The sequence below is a fragment of the Gemmatimonadaceae bacterium genome (assembly GCA_030647905.1).
Taxonomy (GTDB): Bacteria; Gemmatimonadota; Gemmatimonadetes; order Gemmatimonadales; family Gemmatimonadaceae; genus UBA4720.
The window spans coordinates 208,612-223,818 of sequence record JAUSJA010000026.1 but is presented as its reverse complement, the minus strand read 5'-3'; the positions used below and the strand labels follow the sequence as shown (position 1 = coordinate 223,818).

21 protein-coding genes are annotated in these 15,207 nt (G+C 59.6%); 11 read left to right on the top strand and 10 right to left on the bottom strand.

The window, feature by feature from the left end:
• Window positions 1-10 precede the first annotated feature (10 nt).
• Both Q7S20_07205 and Q7S20_07200 read right to left on the bottom strand, forming a co-directional pair.
• Complete coding sequence (locus Q7S20_07205; protein ID MDO8501615.1) at window positions 11-376, bottom strand: type II toxin-antitoxin system VapC family toxin; 366 nt, start codon at window positions 374-376, stop codon at window positions 11-13.
• Window positions 373-594 carry a ribbon-helix-helix protein, CopG family gene (locus Q7S20_07200; protein ID MDO8501614.1) on the bottom strand — a complete coding sequence of 74 codons (222 nt, stop codon included), beginning with the start codon at window positions 592-594 and terminating at the stop codon, window positions 373-375. Before Q7S20_07200 ends, Q7S20_07205 begins: the two co-directional genes overlap by 4 nt.
• 125 nt (window positions 595-719) lie before the next feature.
• On the opposite strand from Q7S20_07200, the gene Q7S20_07195 reads away from it, so the two are divergent.
• Both Q7S20_07195 and Q7S20_07190 read left to right on the top strand, forming a co-directional pair.
• The gene (locus Q7S20_07195; protein ID MDO8501613.1) at window positions 720-1,040 is read left to right on the top strand and encodes a helix-turn-helix transcriptional regulator; all 321 of its coding nucleotides are present in this window, start codon (window positions 720-722) and stop codon (window positions 1,038-1,040) included.
• 1 nt (window position 1,041) lies between these two features.
• The gene (locus Q7S20_07190; protein MDO8501612.1) at window positions 1,042-1,527 is read left to right on the top strand and encodes a hypothetical protein; all 486 of its coding nucleotides are present in this window, start codon (window positions 1,042-1,044) and stop codon (window positions 1,525-1,527) included.
• A 50-nt stretch (window positions 1,528-1,577) separates the two neighbouring features.
• On the opposite strand, the gene Q7S20_07185 is transcribed toward Q7S20_07190, so the two are convergent.
• Window positions 1,578-3,467: a type II toxin-antitoxin system HipA family toxin gene (locus Q7S20_07185; protein MDO8501611.1), complete on the bottom strand. Its 1,890-nt coding sequence runs from the start codon at window positions 3,465-3,467 to the stop codon at window positions 1,578-1,580.
• Between the two features lie 106 nt (window positions 3,468-3,573).
• On the opposite strand from Q7S20_07185, the gene Q7S20_07180 reads away from it, so the two are divergent.
• Window positions 3,574-3,783, top strand: a complete 210-nt coding sequence (locus tag Q7S20_07180; GenBank protein MDO8501610.1) for a hypothetical protein — start codon at window positions 3,574-3,576, stop codon at window positions 3,781-3,783.
• A gap of 130 nt (window positions 3,784-3,913) precedes the next feature.
• Here the strand turns inward: Q7S20_07180 and Q7S20_07175 are convergent, their stop codons facing one another.
• Window positions 3,914-4,159, bottom strand: coding sequence for a type II toxin-antitoxin system Phd/YefM family antitoxin (locus tag Q7S20_07175; protein MDO8501609.1), 246 nt, complete (start codon window positions 4,157-4,159; stop codon window positions 3,914-3,916).
• A 299-nt stretch (window positions 4,160-4,458) separates the two neighbouring features.
• Between Q7S20_07175 and Q7S20_07170 the strand changes: the two genes are divergently transcribed.
• The gene (locus Q7S20_07170; protein ID MDO8501608.1) at window positions 4,459-4,695 is read left to right on the top strand and encodes a DUF6364 family protein; all 237 of its coding nucleotides are present in this window, start codon (window positions 4,459-4,461) and stop codon (window positions 4,693-4,695) included.
• Complete coding sequence (locus Q7S20_07165) at window positions 4,692-5,099, top strand: PIN domain-containing protein (GenBank protein MDO8501607.1); 408 nt, start codon at window positions 4,692-4,694, stop codon at window positions 5,097-5,099. Before Q7S20_07170 ends, Q7S20_07165 begins: the two co-directional genes overlap by 4 nt.
• An 83-nt stretch (window positions 5,100-5,182) precedes the next feature.
• On the opposite strand, the gene Q7S20_07160 is transcribed toward Q7S20_07165, so the two are convergent.
• Window positions 5,183-5,503, bottom strand: coding sequence for a helix-turn-helix transcriptional regulator (locus Q7S20_07160; protein MDO8501606.1), 321 nt, complete (start codon window positions 5,501-5,503; stop codon window positions 5,183-5,185).
• A complete protein-coding gene (locus Q7S20_07155; GenBank protein MDO8501605.1) occupies window positions 5,490-5,861 on the bottom strand; it encodes a type II toxin-antitoxin system RelE/ParE family toxin in 372 nt (123 codons plus the stop codon). Before Q7S20_07155 ends, Q7S20_07160 begins: the two co-directional genes overlap by 14 nt.
• Window positions 5,862-5,972: 111 nt before the next feature.
• On the opposite strand from Q7S20_07155, the gene Q7S20_07150 reads away from it, so the two are divergent.
• The gene (locus Q7S20_07150) at window positions 5,973-6,155 is read left to right on the top strand and encodes a hypothetical protein (protein MDO8501604.1); all 183 of its coding nucleotides are present in this window, start codon (window positions 5,973-5,975) and stop codon (window positions 6,153-6,155) included.
• A gap of 5 nt (window positions 6,156-6,160) precedes the next feature.
• Here Q7S20_07150 and Q7S20_07145 read toward each other — a convergent pair whose 3' ends face one another.
• A complete protein-coding gene (locus tag Q7S20_07145) occupies window positions 6,161-6,301 on the bottom strand; it encodes a hypothetical protein (protein MDO8501603.1) in 141 nt (46 codons plus the stop codon).
• Window positions 6,302-6,666: 365 nt separating this feature from the next.
• On the bottom strand, window positions 6,667-6,882 hold the full coding sequence (locus Q7S20_07140; GenBank protein MDO8501602.1) for a type II toxin-antitoxin system HicB family antitoxin: 216 nt from the start codon (window positions 6,880-6,882) through the stop codon (window positions 6,667-6,669).
• A 1,057-nt stretch (window positions 6,883-7,939) separates the two neighbouring features.
• Here Q7S20_07140 and Q7S20_07135 point away from each other — a divergent pair.
• The 5 genes from Q7S20_07135 to Q7S20_07115 all read left to right on the top strand — a co-directional run bounded on the left by Q7S20_07135 (window position 7,940) and on the right by Q7S20_07115 (window position 11,124).
• Window positions 7,940-8,479 (top strand): HD domain-containing protein, encoded by a 540-nt coding sequence (locus tag Q7S20_07135; protein ID MDO8501601.1) that lies wholly within the window; start codon window positions 7,940-7,942, stop codon window positions 8,477-8,479.
• Between the two features lie 439 nt (window positions 8,480-8,918).
• Window positions 8,919-9,134: a hypothetical protein gene (locus Q7S20_07130; protein ID MDO8501600.1), complete on the top strand. Its 216-nt coding sequence runs from the start codon at window positions 8,919-8,921 to the stop codon at window positions 9,132-9,134.
• 11 nt (window positions 9,135-9,145) lie between these two features.
• Entirely contained in the window at window positions 9,146-9,835 is a 690-nt protein-coding gene (locus Q7S20_07125; GenBank protein ID MDO8501599.1) for a hypothetical protein, read from the top strand.
• Between the two features lie 15 nt (window positions 9,836-9,850).
• Complete coding sequence (locus tag Q7S20_07120) at window positions 9,851-10,555, top strand: ceramidase domain-containing protein (protein ID MDO8501598.1); 705 nt, start codon at window positions 9,851-9,853, stop codon at window positions 10,553-10,555.
• 269 nt (window positions 10,556-10,824) lie between these two features.
• Window positions 10,825-11,124 (top strand): XRE family transcriptional regulator, encoded by a 300-nt coding sequence (locus Q7S20_07115; protein MDO8501597.1) that lies wholly within the window; start codon window positions 10,825-10,827, stop codon window positions 11,122-11,124.
• A 278-nt stretch (window positions 11,125-11,402) separates the two neighbouring features.
• On the opposite strand, the gene Q7S20_07110 is transcribed toward Q7S20_07115, so the two are convergent.
• Together Q7S20_07110 and Q7S20_07105 are read right to left on the bottom strand one after the other, a co-directional pair.
• On the bottom strand, window positions 11,403-11,666 hold the full coding sequence (locus Q7S20_07110; GenBank protein MDO8501596.1) for an addiction module protein: 264 nt from the start codon (window positions 11,664-11,666) through the stop codon (window positions 11,403-11,405).
• A 72-nt stretch (window positions 11,667-11,738) separates the two neighbouring features.
• Window positions 11,739-15,140 (bottom strand): TM0106 family RecB-like putative nuclease, encoded by a 3,402-nt coding sequence (locus Q7S20_07105; protein ID MDO8501595.1) that lies wholly within the window; start codon window positions 15,138-15,140, stop codon window positions 11,739-11,741.
• Window positions 15,141-15,207 lie beyond the last annotated feature (67 nt).

Sequence of the window (15,207 nt, the reverse complement as noted above, 5' to 3'; positions counted from 1 at the left end):
TTGACGGGGCTCAAACGCTGTACGGGACCCGCACTCCCGGGTGATTGCTTGGGAAATCGCGAGTGTTGCGGGTCACGAGCAACAGCCCGAGATGCTGCGCGGTTGCCCAGATGATCGCGTCGGGTAGCCTGATCTTGTCGCGCCGCCGGATTTCGACGGCTCTTTCGGCGACTCCTTCATCAACCGGATGTACGCGGAACCGGCGGAGGAATTCACGGATCTCCGATTCCTCATCACCCTCGGCAGCGCCGACGAGAATCTCCATCCAGGAGATGAGGCTGATGTAGATCGTGTCGAAGGAGTCGAGCTCACGCCGAGCGTCAGCGGAGCCGTTCAGATAGTCAATGAGGATGTTCGTATCGAGGACCGCATTCATCGATTCCACTCCCCTCGAAGTGCATCCTCGTAGGCCAGCGGGTCGATCTTTCTGGGCTTCCAGATCCCGAACGCCGCATCAGGTCTCGAGCGCGGGCGCTTCTCCAGATACTCGGCCATTGCGCGCCTGACGGCTTCAGCGCGGGAGATCTTTTCCTGCTTTGCGAGGGCGTCGATCTCGTCGAGGATGTTCTGGGGGATATCAATGATAGTCCGCATGGGTGATAACTTATAACGTTATCATATATCATGCAAGCAGAAGCGATGAGCTTGAGCGGGCGGGCAGTGTGGCCGCGCTTTGCGGGCTCTTTGAGCGTGATAGCTAATTCGCTATCATTGCTACCATGAATACGTCGGCGATGGAGCTGCTCAGGGCGGCCAGGGCAGGCGCCGGACTCTCCCAGCGGGAGCTCGCCCGAAAAGCGCGTACGGCTCAGTCAGTTGTGGCCCGCATCGAGCTGGGTGAGAACAGTCCTTCGTGGGAGACGTTGATGCGTCTGTTGCGCGCGGCCGGCTTCAAGTTGCGTGCGACCATCGAGCGCATTCCGCCTGTAGATCGATCCCTTCTGGACGACGTACCACGAATCCTTCGCATGACTCCTGAACAACGATTGGAGGAAGTTGCAGAGGTGAGCCGATTCATTGCGGCAGCACACCGTGTCTGATGTGGCGCCGCTCAACCCGGCCAGGATCATTGGTACGCTCGACAAGCACAACGTTCGCTTCGTCCTGATCGGCGCGCTTGCCGCGCGGCTGCATGGATTTCCGCGATTGACCGCGGATGCTGATATCACTCCGGCAAACGATCGCCCCAACGTGGAGAAGCTGGCGTCGGCCCTTCGTGAGCTTCATGCGAAGGTGTACACGGAAGCTATTCCTGAGGGGCTGGAGTTCGACTGCTCGGCTGCGATGTTGAGTCGCGCGGCAATGTGGAACCTGGTTACCAGCGCGGGCCGGATAGACATAGCGTTCAAGCCAGCGGGGACCGAGGGCTATGAGGACCTTGCTTTGAACGCGGAGAAATTCGAAGCATATGGAGTCGTGTTTCTCGCGGCCTCGCTCAAGGACATCATTCGCTCGAAAGAAGCAGCGGGACGTCCGAAGGACCGTGAGGACGTCGCCATCCTGCGGGCGATGCAGAAGATGAACTGATGGAAGAATCGCATCCGGCGAAGCCTACCTGTGCAGAGCCTGAATCGGGTTCAAAGCCCCCCAATGGTGCCATCGATAGTCGCTCGATAGCGCTGTCGGGACTCCTCTGAAAGTCCGGACGAGGCCAGAGTGTCGGCTAGCCGGGCGGATATTTTCGAAGCCAGATCCTCGACACGTTCCCTGGCCTGAGCTTTTGTCCATCCCCATCCGCGCGCAAGAACTGCGAAATCGTTCACGCGAAGGTTGTTCTGTTTCCCATTCAGCGGCAACGCAAAGAGATCGCCGGCGATCACGAGCCGGGTATTGACCAGGTCGTATAGCGGGGAATACCGCGTCTCCGCCTGGCGCGGTGGATCGCCCAGCGTGCCGGGCTCGATGGACCGCAGAACCGCGATGTTCTTGGCGTGAAGATCTCCGTTGCCGACGATCCACGAGAACACGACGTGATCGAAGAACAGATTGAGATCGCTCCCGGCGACCCCGGCAGCGAGAAGTGCGGCGCCGATGCGTTCCATTGATACGCTGTACTTCTCCTCCCGCCGGATTCCGAGCAGAGACGCCGCTTCCTCGAGCAGCAGGACTCTCCGGGGAGACGACAGCGAAGCTGGGAGGTCGAAACGCTCGACGAGCAGTCCGGGACCTCTGAGCTGCGAATCAGCCGGAAACTCGACCCGCCGAACCGGCGCCACTGGTAATCCCACTCGGCGCGCGAGTTCCATCGTCGCCCATTCGTTTTCCACGAGCTGCGGGAATTCGGGTGAGGGCAGCTTCAATATGTGCGTGCTCGTGTTGCCGGCGTGTCCGATCGTGAGCCGAGTGTGGGTGCCGGCGAGCTTGAGGTGCACGGGAAGTTTGGGCTGAATTCCGGACAGACGTGTCGCTCCACGACGGCGCAGCTCGAGCCACAGATCGCGTGAGTCCGGATCGGCGCCGATCTGCTCTTCCACCGGAAGGGGATCGGTAGTCGCGGCGATGTCGGCGAGTCTCACGTCCAGGTGATCCAGTACGAGCCGGGATTCGTCGAAACCGGACGGACGCAGCGTGAGATTGCTCAGGTATTTCTGTGTCGTCCGCAACATGGCGAAGGCGTCCGTGCGGGCGATCTTGTGTACCGCCTGAAGCCGCGCTTCCGCCCATCCTTCGGGCAGCATGTTGTCGAAGAATGCGGGGAGACCCAGGCCCTCGTATGCGGGTCCATCCGAGCCCAGTCGAAGTCCGGTGATCGGAATGGTCCAGCCGTCATCGTAGGTGAAGCGGTATTCGCGACCGGGAAGGGCTTCGAGCCGGCCGACTCGCCAGTTGTAGAAGAAGAGATCGAGTCCTTCGGGCCGCATGACCTGTACGGCGCGCGTGTCCTCGAGGCCGGCGCGAATCGCATTGAAGCGAGCCAACTCTGCAAGCAATCCGTTGCGCTCGGCGAACGATGCAGCTCGGAGCCGGTCCGATTCAGTGAGAGCGTCGATCAGACTGCGAATTGTTTCCGGGGGAAGGGTTCGATCCGGTTGCCGAGCATCGGAGTCGAGCAGCTCGAATACGGTCTGAAGCGGGGAGCTGAGCCGAACTCGCACGGGACCGGGTTCAGCGGAAAGTGACGGCGCGACCATTTCGTCGAGGCCGAGCTCAACGATGTCCGGGTACGGAAGAGCGGATAGCCGATGCACGACAATGCCCGGCAGTTTTGCCGGCTGGCGCGTTTGAGCCGTGCCGGATATGAACGCCGAGCCGTTGACGGATCGAAGCAGCGCTGCCGTGCTGTGAGAGATATGCCAGCCGGGATATGCCAGCGAGAGAATTGCCGGCAGATGGCTCTGGACAATCTGATCGAGTAGCTGGTCGCGCTCGTCGGTGTAGACGCCGCGGGCGATCTGTCTGAGGGCTCGTCTTTCGACGGCCTTGGTCAGGGCTTTTCTATCGGATTCGCTTGCGGGGGCATAGAGCATTATGTCGCCATTATGCATATAAGTATCACGACATATTAGCTGAATGGCGACAAATTATCAATCAATGTCGCTAATTAAACAATATACTTGGCAATTTATATGTGTAATGGCGACATTACAAAGTCTGGGAGATAGCAGGCCAGGGGCGTCGACGGCTACCGACCGAGAGAACGAGAATCAGAAGCTTTCGATTCTCGATCTGATAGATGATCCGGAAGTTTCCATCGCGTACGCGATAGATATCGTCTTCACCGTGGAGTTTCTTCACTCCGGCGGGACGGGGGTCGAGCGCGAGCGAATCGATCCTGCGGGATAGCCGCCGCCGGACGGCGGGCTCGAGTTTTCGGAAGGCGCGCGCAGCGGACGCTGTGATCTCTATCCGATATGCGCGACTGACTGGACCGGTGATATCACTCACCCAGGTGACCTGGCGGGGTTATCAGATGTCAGCGTTCGAGGCCAAGCTCGCGCTTGAGTTTGGCCCAGGAGACCGCGGGCTCTTTTTGCCTGAGCGCTTTTCGGGCAGCGTCGAGGTCGATTTTGTCTTCCAGCGCTTCGAGGAGGGCGAGATCCTCTACCGGCACGATAGCCGCGATGTCCTTGCCATGACGTTGTAATACAACTCGTTCACCGCGATAGGCGACATCGTTTACGATATCGGCGAAGCGATTTCTTGCTTCGGTGGCAGGCATTCGTATCATGGTCCAAAAGTAGCCAAATTGTACAAACTGTGCAACACTCCCGGATCGGATCAGCTGTCGTTGTAGAATCGTGTTGCCGCCCAATTTGGAGCTCTTGAGCGGGGGGCAGTGTGGCCGCGCTTTGCGGGCTCCTTCGTGTTGATAGCTAATTCGCTATCGGTGAATTGCTACAACGACTGCAAGCACAAGGGTTCGCTTCGTCCTGGCGAAGCCCAGTATGGTGTCGCGCCGGGGGCTTGATTATGCGCATTATACGAATCAACTTATGCGCATAGACTTTCAGAGAGCGAATGGCCAAAGTCGTCAAGAATCTGACGCTGGATCCCGAAGCGGTGAAGCGGGGCGAACGGTACAGCCGGCGCAAGGGAACCAGTGTGTCGCAGATAGTGAGCGACTTTCTGTCCCGGCTTCCGGACGACGGCGATTCGAAGCTTTCGCCGACTGTTGGGCGATTGCTTGGGATCGCGCGTGGGAAGGGTGATGAGGAGGCGTATCGTCGCTATCTCGAGAAGAAATACGCGAAGTGAAGATTCTGTTCGACATCAATGTCGTTCTGGACGTGCTGCTCGCCCGCGCGCGATGGGCGCCTGACTCGGCGTTGCTTCTCGATGCGGCCGAGCGAAAGAAGGTGACGGGCTGTGTGGCCGGCCATACGATCACAACGGCCCACTATGTAATTGCCCGGGCTGCCGGCGCGAGAAAGGCCGCTACAGCAGTGACTGATATGCTCAGGATCCTCGAGGTCGTTCCCATCGAAGCCGCGGACTTCGCGCAGGCACTCGTGCTGGGGATGTCAGACTTCGAGGATGCCGTTCAGGCGGCGGCGGCGGCCAAGGTCGGTGCCGATTACATCGCTACACGGAACGAAAAGGATTTCAGGCGAGGTCCTGTAGCGGCCCGTTCGCCCGCTGAGTTGCTGGCACTGCTTTAGCGAACGAGCGGGACTACCTGCGCAGAGCCTGAATCGGCTTCAAAGCGGGCGAAAACTTCCCCGGACGACAGCAAAGCTCGCGTCTACGCAATTTCGCGTGAAAGCGCGGCTGCCACTTCGGATCTCGTGGTACCAGTGACAAGCGCAGCGCGGACGAGGAGATCGAGAGAGACGCCCGGACCTCCGGCTTCCAGCTTGGCGATGCGCGACTGACTGGAGTTGAGACTCTTGGCCAGAGCAACCTGAGTGATACCGCGCCGCTTGCGTGCCTTCCGCACGGCATCGCTGAGTGAAAGCTTTATTTCAACGAGCGCAGCTTCCGCCTCGGTGAGGCCAAGGAAGTCTGCGGCAGTCCCTATTTTCCATCCCCGGGACTCGAGCCTCTTCGCCTTAGCGGGATTCATTGTCTTCGCCATATGATCTCAACCTCTGTTTCGCTCGTCGTATCGCTGTCATTTGGGTAGCCCGCGTCGTCTTTCTGAAAACATCGACGATCACCACCGCATCGTAGTCGAGACGATAGATGATGCGCCAGCTAGCGTCCCCATCCCGGATCCTCAGTTCGTGGCAGCCGCGTCCGATCGACGGCATCGGGCGCGAATGCGGAAGCGAGACGTTCCCGCCCTGCTGAAGCCTCCGAATCAGGACGCCTGCCTCGACCCTCGCCTTTGAAGAAAAAGGCGGTGTCTTGATCTCGCTGCGAAGCCAGACCAATGGTCTGTCTGCTCCCTTCTCTCTGGAACTATATATCCGATTCGACATAAAAGCAAAGGTGAGTCCGGGATGTCGAGAACGTACCGGGATGAGGCTCACGATGCGGGTGCAAAAAGCGGCAGTTGTCACCGCAAAGACGCGAAGGCGGGAGCCGGAGGGATGCGTCAGCGCGGAGACAAGAATGGGGGAGGGGCCCGGCAATCGGGGATGACCGCCTCAATACATCTCGAGCTGCTCGGAGCGCTCAGCGGGCGACAGGTACGTCAGTCCTACGTAGACGCGCGGCTTCCCATGTATGTGGTGAGCGTTTTGTTGAACGAAACGGTGATCTCCAAGAACTGATTTCTTCAGTCGTTGACGGCATCGGGAAGCCTGAGCCCCTGAAGCACCTCGGTTCCAACCTGTGGTCGCGGCGGATTACAGCCGAAGATCGGCTGGTGTATCTGATGACTGACGAGCGGGTTCACCTGCTTCAGGCCAGATACCATTATTGAGGCTTCATAGCGGAATCCAGATTCCCGTCATGAATCGGGTTCTTTGCGTGCTTTGAGACAGTTTGGTGAGCGCAGGGAATAATCGGAACTCACCTAAAGCGTCGGCACGCTGCCGTCATTGGCCTCATATGCGGGGCCGTTCTTCGCGTGCGGCCGTTGCCGTCATTTCTCAGGTAGGCGCTGGGAATTCTACTGAGTCTTGCGCCCGCGAAGCGCGCAGACCTCGTGACGATTCCAGTCGTCGGCAGACAGAGCTCGGTTCAAGCGCGATCTGACCGGGCAGCCATCGAGCTAGTGATGGAGGTACAGCGATCCGTCGGGTGCCTGCGCCAGTCCAATCGGGCGATGCGGCTCTTAGCCTATGCCGCAACTTCGACATAAGCAGCGGTCGAACGAGGAGGTGGCACTGGCTCACCGGATTCACGCAGGCCCTCGAGATGAAATCCCACGCCTTCTTTCATCGCGTTTTTGACTTCGTCGCGCGTTGATCCGGTCGCGATGCAGCCTGGGAGGTCAGGCAGGAAGGCGGAAAAGCCAGTCCCTGCTTCTTCGATGATTACCAGATATCGGCTCATTCTTCACTCCCCCGGGTGCGGGCGAGATACCATCCGTCGTCTGTGAGGAGCTTGATCATGTCCCGGAACTTCATCGTGTGCCAATGTCGTGGCGGCCTCCTCGATGCTCTTCTGCGCGTTGTCGTGGTGCTCCACGGCGACAAACCTGAGTCCTGACGGAGCGAGCGCGCCGCCACAGTCGCTGGTCAGTTCGAGCATCTGACCGATGGTGCACTCGGCGGACTCGAGCCTCTCATCGTACAAGGCGTCCGATACCAAACGGCACAACCGTGGATGCATTCGCCACGTTCGCTCGAGGAAAATGCCGCGGTCGGGTGGCACAGTGGCCCAGTCGCCCATCAGATAGTCCAGGCCCGACACGCCGCTTCCACTGTCCGTTGAGCCGCTGCTCTTCCTTGCTCGACAGCTTTATTCCTCTGAAGCTGACTCCGCGCTCAAGGGCAATGTCTTCAACGTTTTTCAACAGAAGATTGATTGCCTTGTGCGACATCGACATGACTCCAACCCGCTTTTTGTTCTCGAGCAGGGATACGATCGCGTGAGCGGACGTGAACGTCTTTCCGCACCCCGGTGGGCCTTGAATCACGAGGTGCGTTTGATTCATCCTCGCGACCGCATCTACGGTCTCGTCCAACAGGTCGCCCTTACCACGCAGAATTACTGAGCCTTCTGCGAACCCAGAGGCCTTTTCGATGTTGAACGCGATGAGAAAGCACTCTATACATTGCAGGCGGAATTAAGTCCGCTTATACTCATAGTACAGCGCCCTCAGCACAGGCGAAAAAAAGGTTCCTCCCCGGCAACAAGAGCCCAAGGGGCTCTTCCCGAAAGGGATAGCTGGGGAGGTCGCGTTTGTGCCAGCGGTGGGTCTTTAGTCGTGTTAGTCTGCAGTTCGGAAGATGTCGACCTCACTTTTCACGAAGGGTCTGATCAGGTCGTAGGATCGGACATCTTCCCGCGACCACTTCCTGTAAATGGTGCGGTTCGATGATGTCGGGGCGCCCGTGCCCCGGCAAGACCATTCCTCAGGGAGGCGCCTATTTCAGATATCGCACTGATTCTCAAGGCTGCGGAATTCGCTGCGCACAAGCACTGCAAGCAGCGCCGGAAGGGAAGGACCAAGCGTCCCTACATAGGGCACTGTACTGAAGTCGCCTGGCTGATCGCCGAGGTGGGGAAGGTGGAGGATGCGAATGTTCTTGCGGCGGCGCTTCTTCACGACACCGTCGAGGACACGAAGACCACGCATGATGAGATAAGGCAAGAGTTCGGTTCGGCGATCGGCGATCTGGTCAGCGAGGTGACCGATGACAAAGACCTCGATAAAGAGGTTCGGAAGGAGTTGCAGGTGGAGCATGCGCCGCATCTCTCGCCCGGAGCGAAGCTCATCAAGCTCGCTGACAAGACCAGCAACGTTCGGGAGATTGGCGTAGATCCACCCAAAGGCTGGGATATCCAGCGGCGGGAGAAGTATTTCGTCTGGGCCCGGCAAGTTGTCGATGCGATGGGCCGGATCAATCCGGAGCTCGAGCAGCGCTTCGACAGCACGCTCGACGAGTCTATCCGCTTACTTGCCGAAGAAGCAGCAAAAGTCTGAGCGGCCGTTAGACGGATGGAATAACTTCGTGCGTAATGAAAACAAACCCTTTAGGAATTACCGATCCGTGGGATTCTGGCATCACGCTAGACGTTCACACTACGAGCGCCGAGTATCTCGGGGATGATATCCATGGAAACGCGCAGTGACGCGCGTGTTCGTAGGCGGGTCCAGACGAGTTTCCCGGCTGAATGACCGTATTCGTAGCCGCTTGGCGCCAAAAGGCGTTTGGAAGCTACTTTAGCTCGCTGCAAAACGGGAATGCAGGCGGGTTCTTAGACCGGCGCAAAAGTCGTTTGCCCGGATCTGAGAGAATCGAGAGTCGGCGCTTCTTGCTCCATGCCATCAGTCCATTTTCGCCAAACCGGATCAATCGGTCGTAGCAGAGTAGCTTCGGTCACCACCTTCAGCGCGCGGCTTCGCTGCGCAGGAGTTCTCCTTGCGCCCTCTCGGTATCGTCGGCATCATCCTCATTCTTGGCGGCGCGGCGGTCCTCGCGCTGCGTGGAATCAGCTACACGAAGGAACGTCAGTCCGTGCAGGTCGGGCCGCTCGCAGTCACGACTGAGCAAAAGGGCTTCATTCCGCCCGTAGTCGGCGTCGTGGCCGTCGTCCTCGGCGGTGTATTGCTATTCAGCGCACGCCGACGGAGCTGACTGCCGACCGAATGATCCCGGTCTACTACAACTCATCGTACGTCGGCGCAGCCCATTCATTCGACACGACCCGCAAAGCAGGCTGGATTGCCAGGTCTCTGGATGACGATCCCATCGATGGGATCGAGATTCACAGTCCGAATTCACTGAGCGCCGAGCAGGTCTCGATCGTCCACGATCCCGCTTACGTTCGAGCGGTCGAGACCGGCGAGCCACGATCTCTGGCGGAGTCGCAGGGATTTCCCTGGGATCCTGGAATCTGGACAATGGTCGTCGCTTCCACCGGCGGCGGGACGCATTCCCTCATCAAGGTCAATCCGAGAATCTGGCAGGTTGACGTCTCGGTAGACGGATTCGATCGCGACACCCCGTCAGAGCGCACCCCGCTAAATCTCGTGCGCTCGGCCGACGATTATCTGCTGGCGATCGACCGCGAGCTTAGCACACTCGAGCGCACCGCGCCGCGATTTGATCTCTGCATCTACAACGCGGGAATGGATCCTTACGAAGGCTGCGATATCGGCGGCCTGTCAGGAATCACGCTGACAATCCTCGCGCGACGCGAGATGATCGTATTCGAGTGGTGCCTTCGCCGAAAAATTCCCGTCGCGTTCGTTCTCGCCGGTGGCTATGTCGGCGATCGCCTGTCGCAGGAAGAGCTGGTGCTGCTCCATCGATTCACGATCGAAGCGGCATCGTAGGCGCGATTGCGGGTGATGGAAACACGCGCTGCCAGCTGCATGCCGAGCTCCTGCTTCTGCGAGGCCATCAGGAGCGACGGCATCAAACAGCCGGCCAACGCGTGGTCATCGCTCGCCTTCGTCGTGGTCGCGGGGATGGTGCTCATGCGACGGAGGGGCAAGCCATCCGCCGGGAGGGCGGTGTATCCACTCCTGTATGCGTTTACGCTGCTTGTGATCGGTTTTGGCAGCGCGTACTTCCACGCGACCCTCAGCTTCCGCGGCCAGTTCGCCGATGTGCTCGGCATGTACCTCATCGCGACGCTCGCCCTTCTATATAGTGTTGACCGCCTGCGCGCACTGCCCGGGGCGGCGCTTGTCGGCGGCTACGTCGGAACGAATGCGGTGCTGGCAATGCTGCTCTACTGGATGCCTGTTGTACGCCGAGTGGTGTTCGGGCTGTTGATTGCGGTCGTGCTTTTCGTCGAAATTCTCAGCCGCCGGAAGAGCGGTCCCGGTTCAGCTACAAGGCCTTTATGGATCGCGGCGGCGATCATGGGACTGGCGTTCGTGGTCTGGAGCCTCGATTACACACGGATGCTATGCAGGCCGGATAGCTGGATGCAGGGCCATGCAGTGTGGCATGTCCTGGGTGCTGCCGCTGCGTGGTATTTATTTCGTTACTTCAGCGAATCGCGGCCACCTGCCGGCAACGGTATCAACGGTCAGCTTCGCCCCTAGTCCGCGCTGCCAGATCAGAACTGCGGGAAATCGGCTGTCAACGCGGGCAATTGATCCAGCTATCCTTGGACTCGACCACTAGCGTGGCGTGGAGTCGTTGTTGAGAAATCACGTTGACAGGGATATACATGATGTTGTATACTGGACGTGGACGCTAAGTCGCTCCTCTGGGTCGGGTCGACCCGCGAGGATCTGCGAGCGATGCCTGCGGCTGTACGCCGAGAATTGGGCTTCGAGCTTCGGCGCGCACGAAAGGAGGGGTGAGAGCGATGACCGCGCGAATTCGGCGATCGTCCGGTAATGTGTTCAAGGATCTCGGCTTCCCGCCCGAGGAGGCAGCGCACCTTTTGATTCGGGCGGACCTGACGATTCAGCTGACGCAGATTCTCAAGGAGCGGAAGCTTACGCAGGTGCGGGCGGCCCGATTGCTCGGTGTGTCCCAGCCGCGCGTCAGCGATCTCGTCCGGGGGCGCATCGATCTTTTCAGCATCGACTCGCTGGTTGAGATGTTGGCACGCCTCGGAGTATCAGTCAGTCTGCAGACCCGTCGGTCGAAGAGAGTTGCTTAACGGACTACGCTGTCGATTGAAGTTCACGTCCTTGCTTGACCCGCACTCGTACCCGCACATGACGCGAGTATTCGTAGGTGGAGAGCGGCGAGGTGAGCTCGATTTCGGGGGATGCCGTCTTCGCTGAAATGGACCGGCGCCTGCGCGAGCGATTGCGGCGAGAACGCCATCTACTGCGTTGGCGAATTCGAGCCCGAGCCCTTCCGACCGGGCCTCGTACCAGTCCTGAGCCGCCCGGAGCTCATCTCGCGCTTCAGGCCGAAAGAAAAAACGCGGCGTCATTCGCCGCGCTTTGGTCGTCCCTGAAGACTGGAGCGGACGTCATCCCATGGCACAGCCGAATCAGGATCTCGGCCATGTTCAACTAGGCGGCGGTCGAGCTCGGCACGCTGGGCGTCGGTGAGCGGAACGGCGTCTGGGGTCTCGACAGCAATGCTATCCCAGATGTCCTCCACAAGCTGGAGGCGCTCGGCCACGCTAAGACGGCGGAAATCGAAGGCAGCGTTGCTCATGCCCGAAATTTCAGGTGCGTAACGCAGCATTGCAAGCTGCTAACTGAGTCCGTTAACGCCGCAAACATCGAACGAGCCCGAACCCTCATGGCTGCCGTGTGGCTATCCCGCGTATTCCTTCGCCCAGCACATTGTGTTGACGAGTCTCATTCGCTCGAGGTCCGCACATACCAGATCGAGCAGGGCGGATGAGCAGAAGATCACGGACAGACACCGCGCCCGCGAGAGCGCAACATTGAGCCGGTTTCTGGAAAACAGAAAATCAATCCCGCGCGGCGCGTCGTCGGCGCTCGATGAAGCCATCGATACCAGAACCGCGGCCGCTTCCTGGCCCTGGAACTTGTCCACGGTGCCCACGCGGGCGCCCTTAGGCAATGTCTGCTTCAGCAGGTTCACCTGCATGTTGTACGGGCTTACGACAAGAATGTCTTCGGTCGTGATCGGATGGCTCTCGCCTCTCTGATTTACCCAGGTCTGACCCAGAAGTGTACGGTAGACGTGGTTGAGCCGAGCGGCCTCCTCGACACTTTTCTGGGCGTTGTCCTGGTGCTCAACGGCGACAAACCTGAGGCCTGATGGAGCCAGCGCGCCGTCACAGTCGCCGTTCAGCTCGAGCATCTGACCGATGGTGCACTCGGCGGACTCGAGTCTCTCATCATAGAAAGCGTCCGATACGAAGCGGCACAACCGTGGATGCATTCGCCATGTGTGCTCGAGGAAGATTCCGCGATCCGGTGGCACCGTGGCCCAGTCGCCCATGAGATAGTCCAGCCCCGACACGCCGCTGCCACCAGGGTGCTGGCCTTTGCTCGGCTGCGAAAGCTGCATCTGATCGCCGACAAGGACGATGTTGTCGGCGCAAAGCCCGGTGGCCACGATATTCGCCAGGCTGACCTGGCCGGCTTCGTCCACGAAGAGATAGTCGAGGGTCTTCTCGAGCACAGGCCGGGAGAAGAGCCACGCAGTTCCACCGATCAGATCGTAACCACCGGCGCTCACTTGCTTGTTGTCGCTCGTTTCCTCGATCATCTGTCCGTTGAGCCGCTGCTCTTCCTTGCTCGACAGCTTTATTCCTCTGAAGCTGACTCCGCGCTCAAGGGCAATGTCTTCAATGTTTTTCAACAGAAGATTGATTGCCTTGTGCGACATCGACATGACTCCAACCCGCTTTTTGTTCTCGAGCAGGGATACGATCGCGTGAGCCGACGTGAACGTCTTTCCGCACCCCGGTGGGCCTTGAATCACGAGGTGCGTTTGATTCATCCTCGCGACCGCGTCAACGGTCTCCTCCAGCAGGTCGCCCTTACCACGCAGAATTATTGAGCCATCAAGCCGTGGCCGGTCTTTACGCAGGATGCTCGTGACCGCCGAATGCTCGTCCGCGCGCCCGGCGATTACGGCCTCGGCGTAACGGCTGATCGCAGCGCGCATTGGGCCATCGTTGATGGGACCGGACGGCATGAACGACGTAGACTGGCCGAAGGGAGGTTTCGAGGGGCCAACCTTTAGATCCAGCCATCTCTCATCTTCGTTCAGATCGAGAATAGTGCCCGCAGACTTTCCCGTATCACAGCGGATGGGATCGTCTCCGATGGCGAACTTGAACTCCTGCTCAGGAAAAGTGAGCCGCCAGACCATGGACTTCTTCTCCGTCCTCGGCGGGCGGGTCGTGTCCACTGTAAGGCCGCCGATGCAGTCTGCGTCGGCAATGAGATCGTATGCGGGGTCGAGCCGCTCGAAGAACTTCCACCACTCGCTCCGCGCCTCGCGCCGGTGATGCTCGAGGAGGTAGCCGAGAAGCTCGCGCCAGGCGCGTTCAGGCCCCTCAATACCCGCGACAAGCGCTTCACGAGCGCCAAGAATCCGCGCGTCGTCGTCGCGGCGAAGCGCCTCGCGCTCGGCATCCTCGGCGGCTTTTTCTTCTTCCGGGTCAAACCATTTCGTCTCGGCCGGGCGAAGCGAGATCAGCCAGTCGCGGCAAAGGCGCGTGGAGAGACAATCGAACTCGTTGTATCTCTCGATCTGCTCGAGCAGCGACTCGTCGCCGGTCTTGAGCCACCGCTCGAATGCGACGATGCTGTCGCCGCCGCTCGTGATGTCCTGCGTTCGCTTTTCCGCAAAGAATACCTCGAGATTCTTGAGCGAATACGCCGGCTCCGAGGTCATCACTGCCTCGCGCACTACCTTATATAGGTCAACCAGCTTGCGGTCCCGGAGCAGGTCGTCCACCTCGTTCTCGCACGTTCCGTACGCCTGTGCGAGGCGCTTGAGCGCGCTTTCGTGCCTGCTCGAGCCTCCGTATTCACGCGCGAGCCGCTTGAGGGCTGTCGCCTCGTACGACGCGTAGTGATACACAAACGCGTTCGGATACTTCTCGATCCGCGTGGTGATGAAGTCGAGCGCATCCTCAAACGCTTTTCTTTCGGCGCCGCGATCGCGGGTCCAGAACGCCGTGTACCGGTTCTCACCGCCATCCACGTAGTGAAAACCGAAGAGATACTCGAGCGAGCCCTGGGGTGAATAGACCGGATCGCCTTCCATGTCGAAAAAGAGATCGCGTTCATTCGGCTCGGGAAGGCGCGCGAATCCGCGCCGGTCCAGGGGCGGCAAGACCTCGACGCGATTTTCACCGGTAGTTCGGTTGACTATCTGGAGACGTGCCTGCGAACGGAGGCGATCGAGAGTCGAGCCCTGGATTCTGGGTATCGCGACAGCCGCATTGAGGTCAGCCAATGCCTCGATATCCGAGATGCTCGCGACGCGAAGCTTTTTCGCTTGTGCGCCGCTGAGTGCTGCGACGAGTCGCAGGTTTCCCGTGCTGTCCCATTCCGCGTCGCACCGCTCAGACCAGTGGCAGAGACTGCACTGCGGGCATCGCTCGGCTATCGTGACGCGCTCGTTGCCTGAGACGAAAAGGTCGAACCGATCGCGCGCGCGGTTGCAGTAGTAGAGATAGTCATGCAGTCGGAGCGTCACTTGAGACCTGTCGCCGAGCACTACGTGAGCGTGGCTGGGAAGCACGCCCTGGTCGCGCGCGATCATCTCCGAGTAAATGCAGAGCTGGACGACATGCTTGGGTTTGGCGGTGCGTGCGAGCTTTGTGTCGGCCACTTCGTATGAGTAGTCGCCGAGGTCGGAGGGCGTGTCGATCTTGAGAAGGAAGTCGGAGTAGCCGTGCCAGCCGGGTGCGGTGAGCGCTCCCTGATAGATCACGTCCGCCCCGTCGCGCATGGCCTGCCGCGTACGCTCGGCCATGGCTTCTATCAAAGGGTCGTGCTCGATCTCAACGATCACTCTCCCTTCGGCCTTCAGCTTCTTGAGATACAGGCGTTCGTGCTCAAGGCCTTTTTCCTTGAGTATTTCGAGGTATGCGTCGTCCTGCCTCGTCGGCGCCGTGAGCACGCGGCCCATTACCTCGAGGTCGAGGGCTGTCGCGTGCGTGCAGCCGAGGAAGTTGAGGAGGTCGGTGGCGGAGTAGAGGGGCTGGCTAAGGTGCAGCTTCATTCGGGGGCGGCAAGGATCGGCTATTATAACGCCAGGATCTGACAAAGCGCCGGAGAATCTTTGCGCG

Excerpts from the sequence above, each read along its gene's own strand:
- Q7S20_07115 (MDO8501597.1), top strand. The coding sequence starts at position 10,825 with ATGACCGCGCGAATTCGGCGATCGTCCGGTAATGTGTTCAAGGATCTC.
- Q7S20_07105 (MDO8501595.1), bottom strand. The coding sequence starts at position 15,140 with ATGAAGCTGCACCTTAGCCAGCCCCTCTACTCCGCCACCGACCTCCTC.
- Q7S20_07120 (MDO8501598.1), top strand. The coding sequence starts at position 9,851 with ATGGAAACACGCGCTGCCAGCTGCATGCCGAGCTCCTGCTTCTGCGAG.
- Q7S20_07140 (MDO8501602.1), bottom strand. The coding sequence starts at position 6,882 with ATGAGCCGATATCTGGTAATCATCGAAGAAGCAGGGACTGGCTTTTCC.
- Q7S20_07185 (MDO8501611.1), bottom strand. The coding sequence starts at position 3,467 with ATGCTCTATGCCCCCGCAAGCGAATCCGATAGAAAAGCCCTGACCAAG.
- Q7S20_07145 (MDO8501603.1), bottom strand. The coding sequence starts at position 6,301 with ATGGTATCTGGCCTGAAGCAGGTGAACCCGCTCGTCAGTCATCAGATA.
- Q7S20_07160 (MDO8501606.1), bottom strand. The coding sequence starts at position 5,503 with ATGAATCCCGCTAAGGCGAAGAGGCTCGAGTCCCGGGGATGGAAAATA.
- Q7S20_07110 (MDO8501596.1), bottom strand. The coding sequence starts at position 11,666 with ATGCTGCGTTACGCACCTGAAATTTCGGGCATGAGCAACGCTGCCTTC.
- Q7S20_07155 (MDO8501605.1), bottom strand. The coding sequence starts at position 5,861 with ATGTCGAATCGGATATATAGTTCCAGAGAGAAGGGAGCAGACAGACCA.
- Q7S20_07175 (MDO8501609.1), bottom strand. The coding sequence starts at position 4,159 with ATGCCTGCCACCGAAGCAAGAAATCGCTTCGCCGATATCGTAAACGAT.
- Q7S20_07170 (MDO8501608.1), top strand. The coding sequence starts at position 4,459 with ATGGCCAAAGTCGTCAAGAATCTGACGCTGGATCCCGAAGCGGTGAAG.
- Q7S20_07180 (MDO8501610.1), top strand. The coding sequence starts at position 3,574 with ATGGCGACATTACAAAGTCTGGGAGATAGCAGGCCAGGGGCGTCGACG.
- Q7S20_07125 (MDO8501599.1), top strand. The coding sequence starts at position 9,146 with ATGATCCCGGTCTACTACAACTCATCGTACGTCGGCGCAGCCCATTCA.
- Q7S20_07205 (MDO8501615.1), bottom strand. The coding sequence starts at position 376 with ATGAATGCGGTCCTCGATACGAACATCCTCATTGACTATCTGAACGGC.
- Q7S20_07195 (MDO8501613.1), top strand. The coding sequence starts at position 720 with ATGAATACGTCGGCGATGGAGCTGCTCAGGGCGGCCAGGGCAGGCGCC.
- Q7S20_07200 (MDO8501614.1), bottom strand. The coding sequence starts at position 594 with ATGCGGACTATCATTGATATCCCCCAGAACATCCTCGACGAGATCGAC.
- Q7S20_07150 (MDO8501604.1), top strand. The coding sequence starts at position 5,973 with ATGCGTCAGCGCGGAGACAAGAATGGGGGAGGGGCCCGGCAATCGGGG.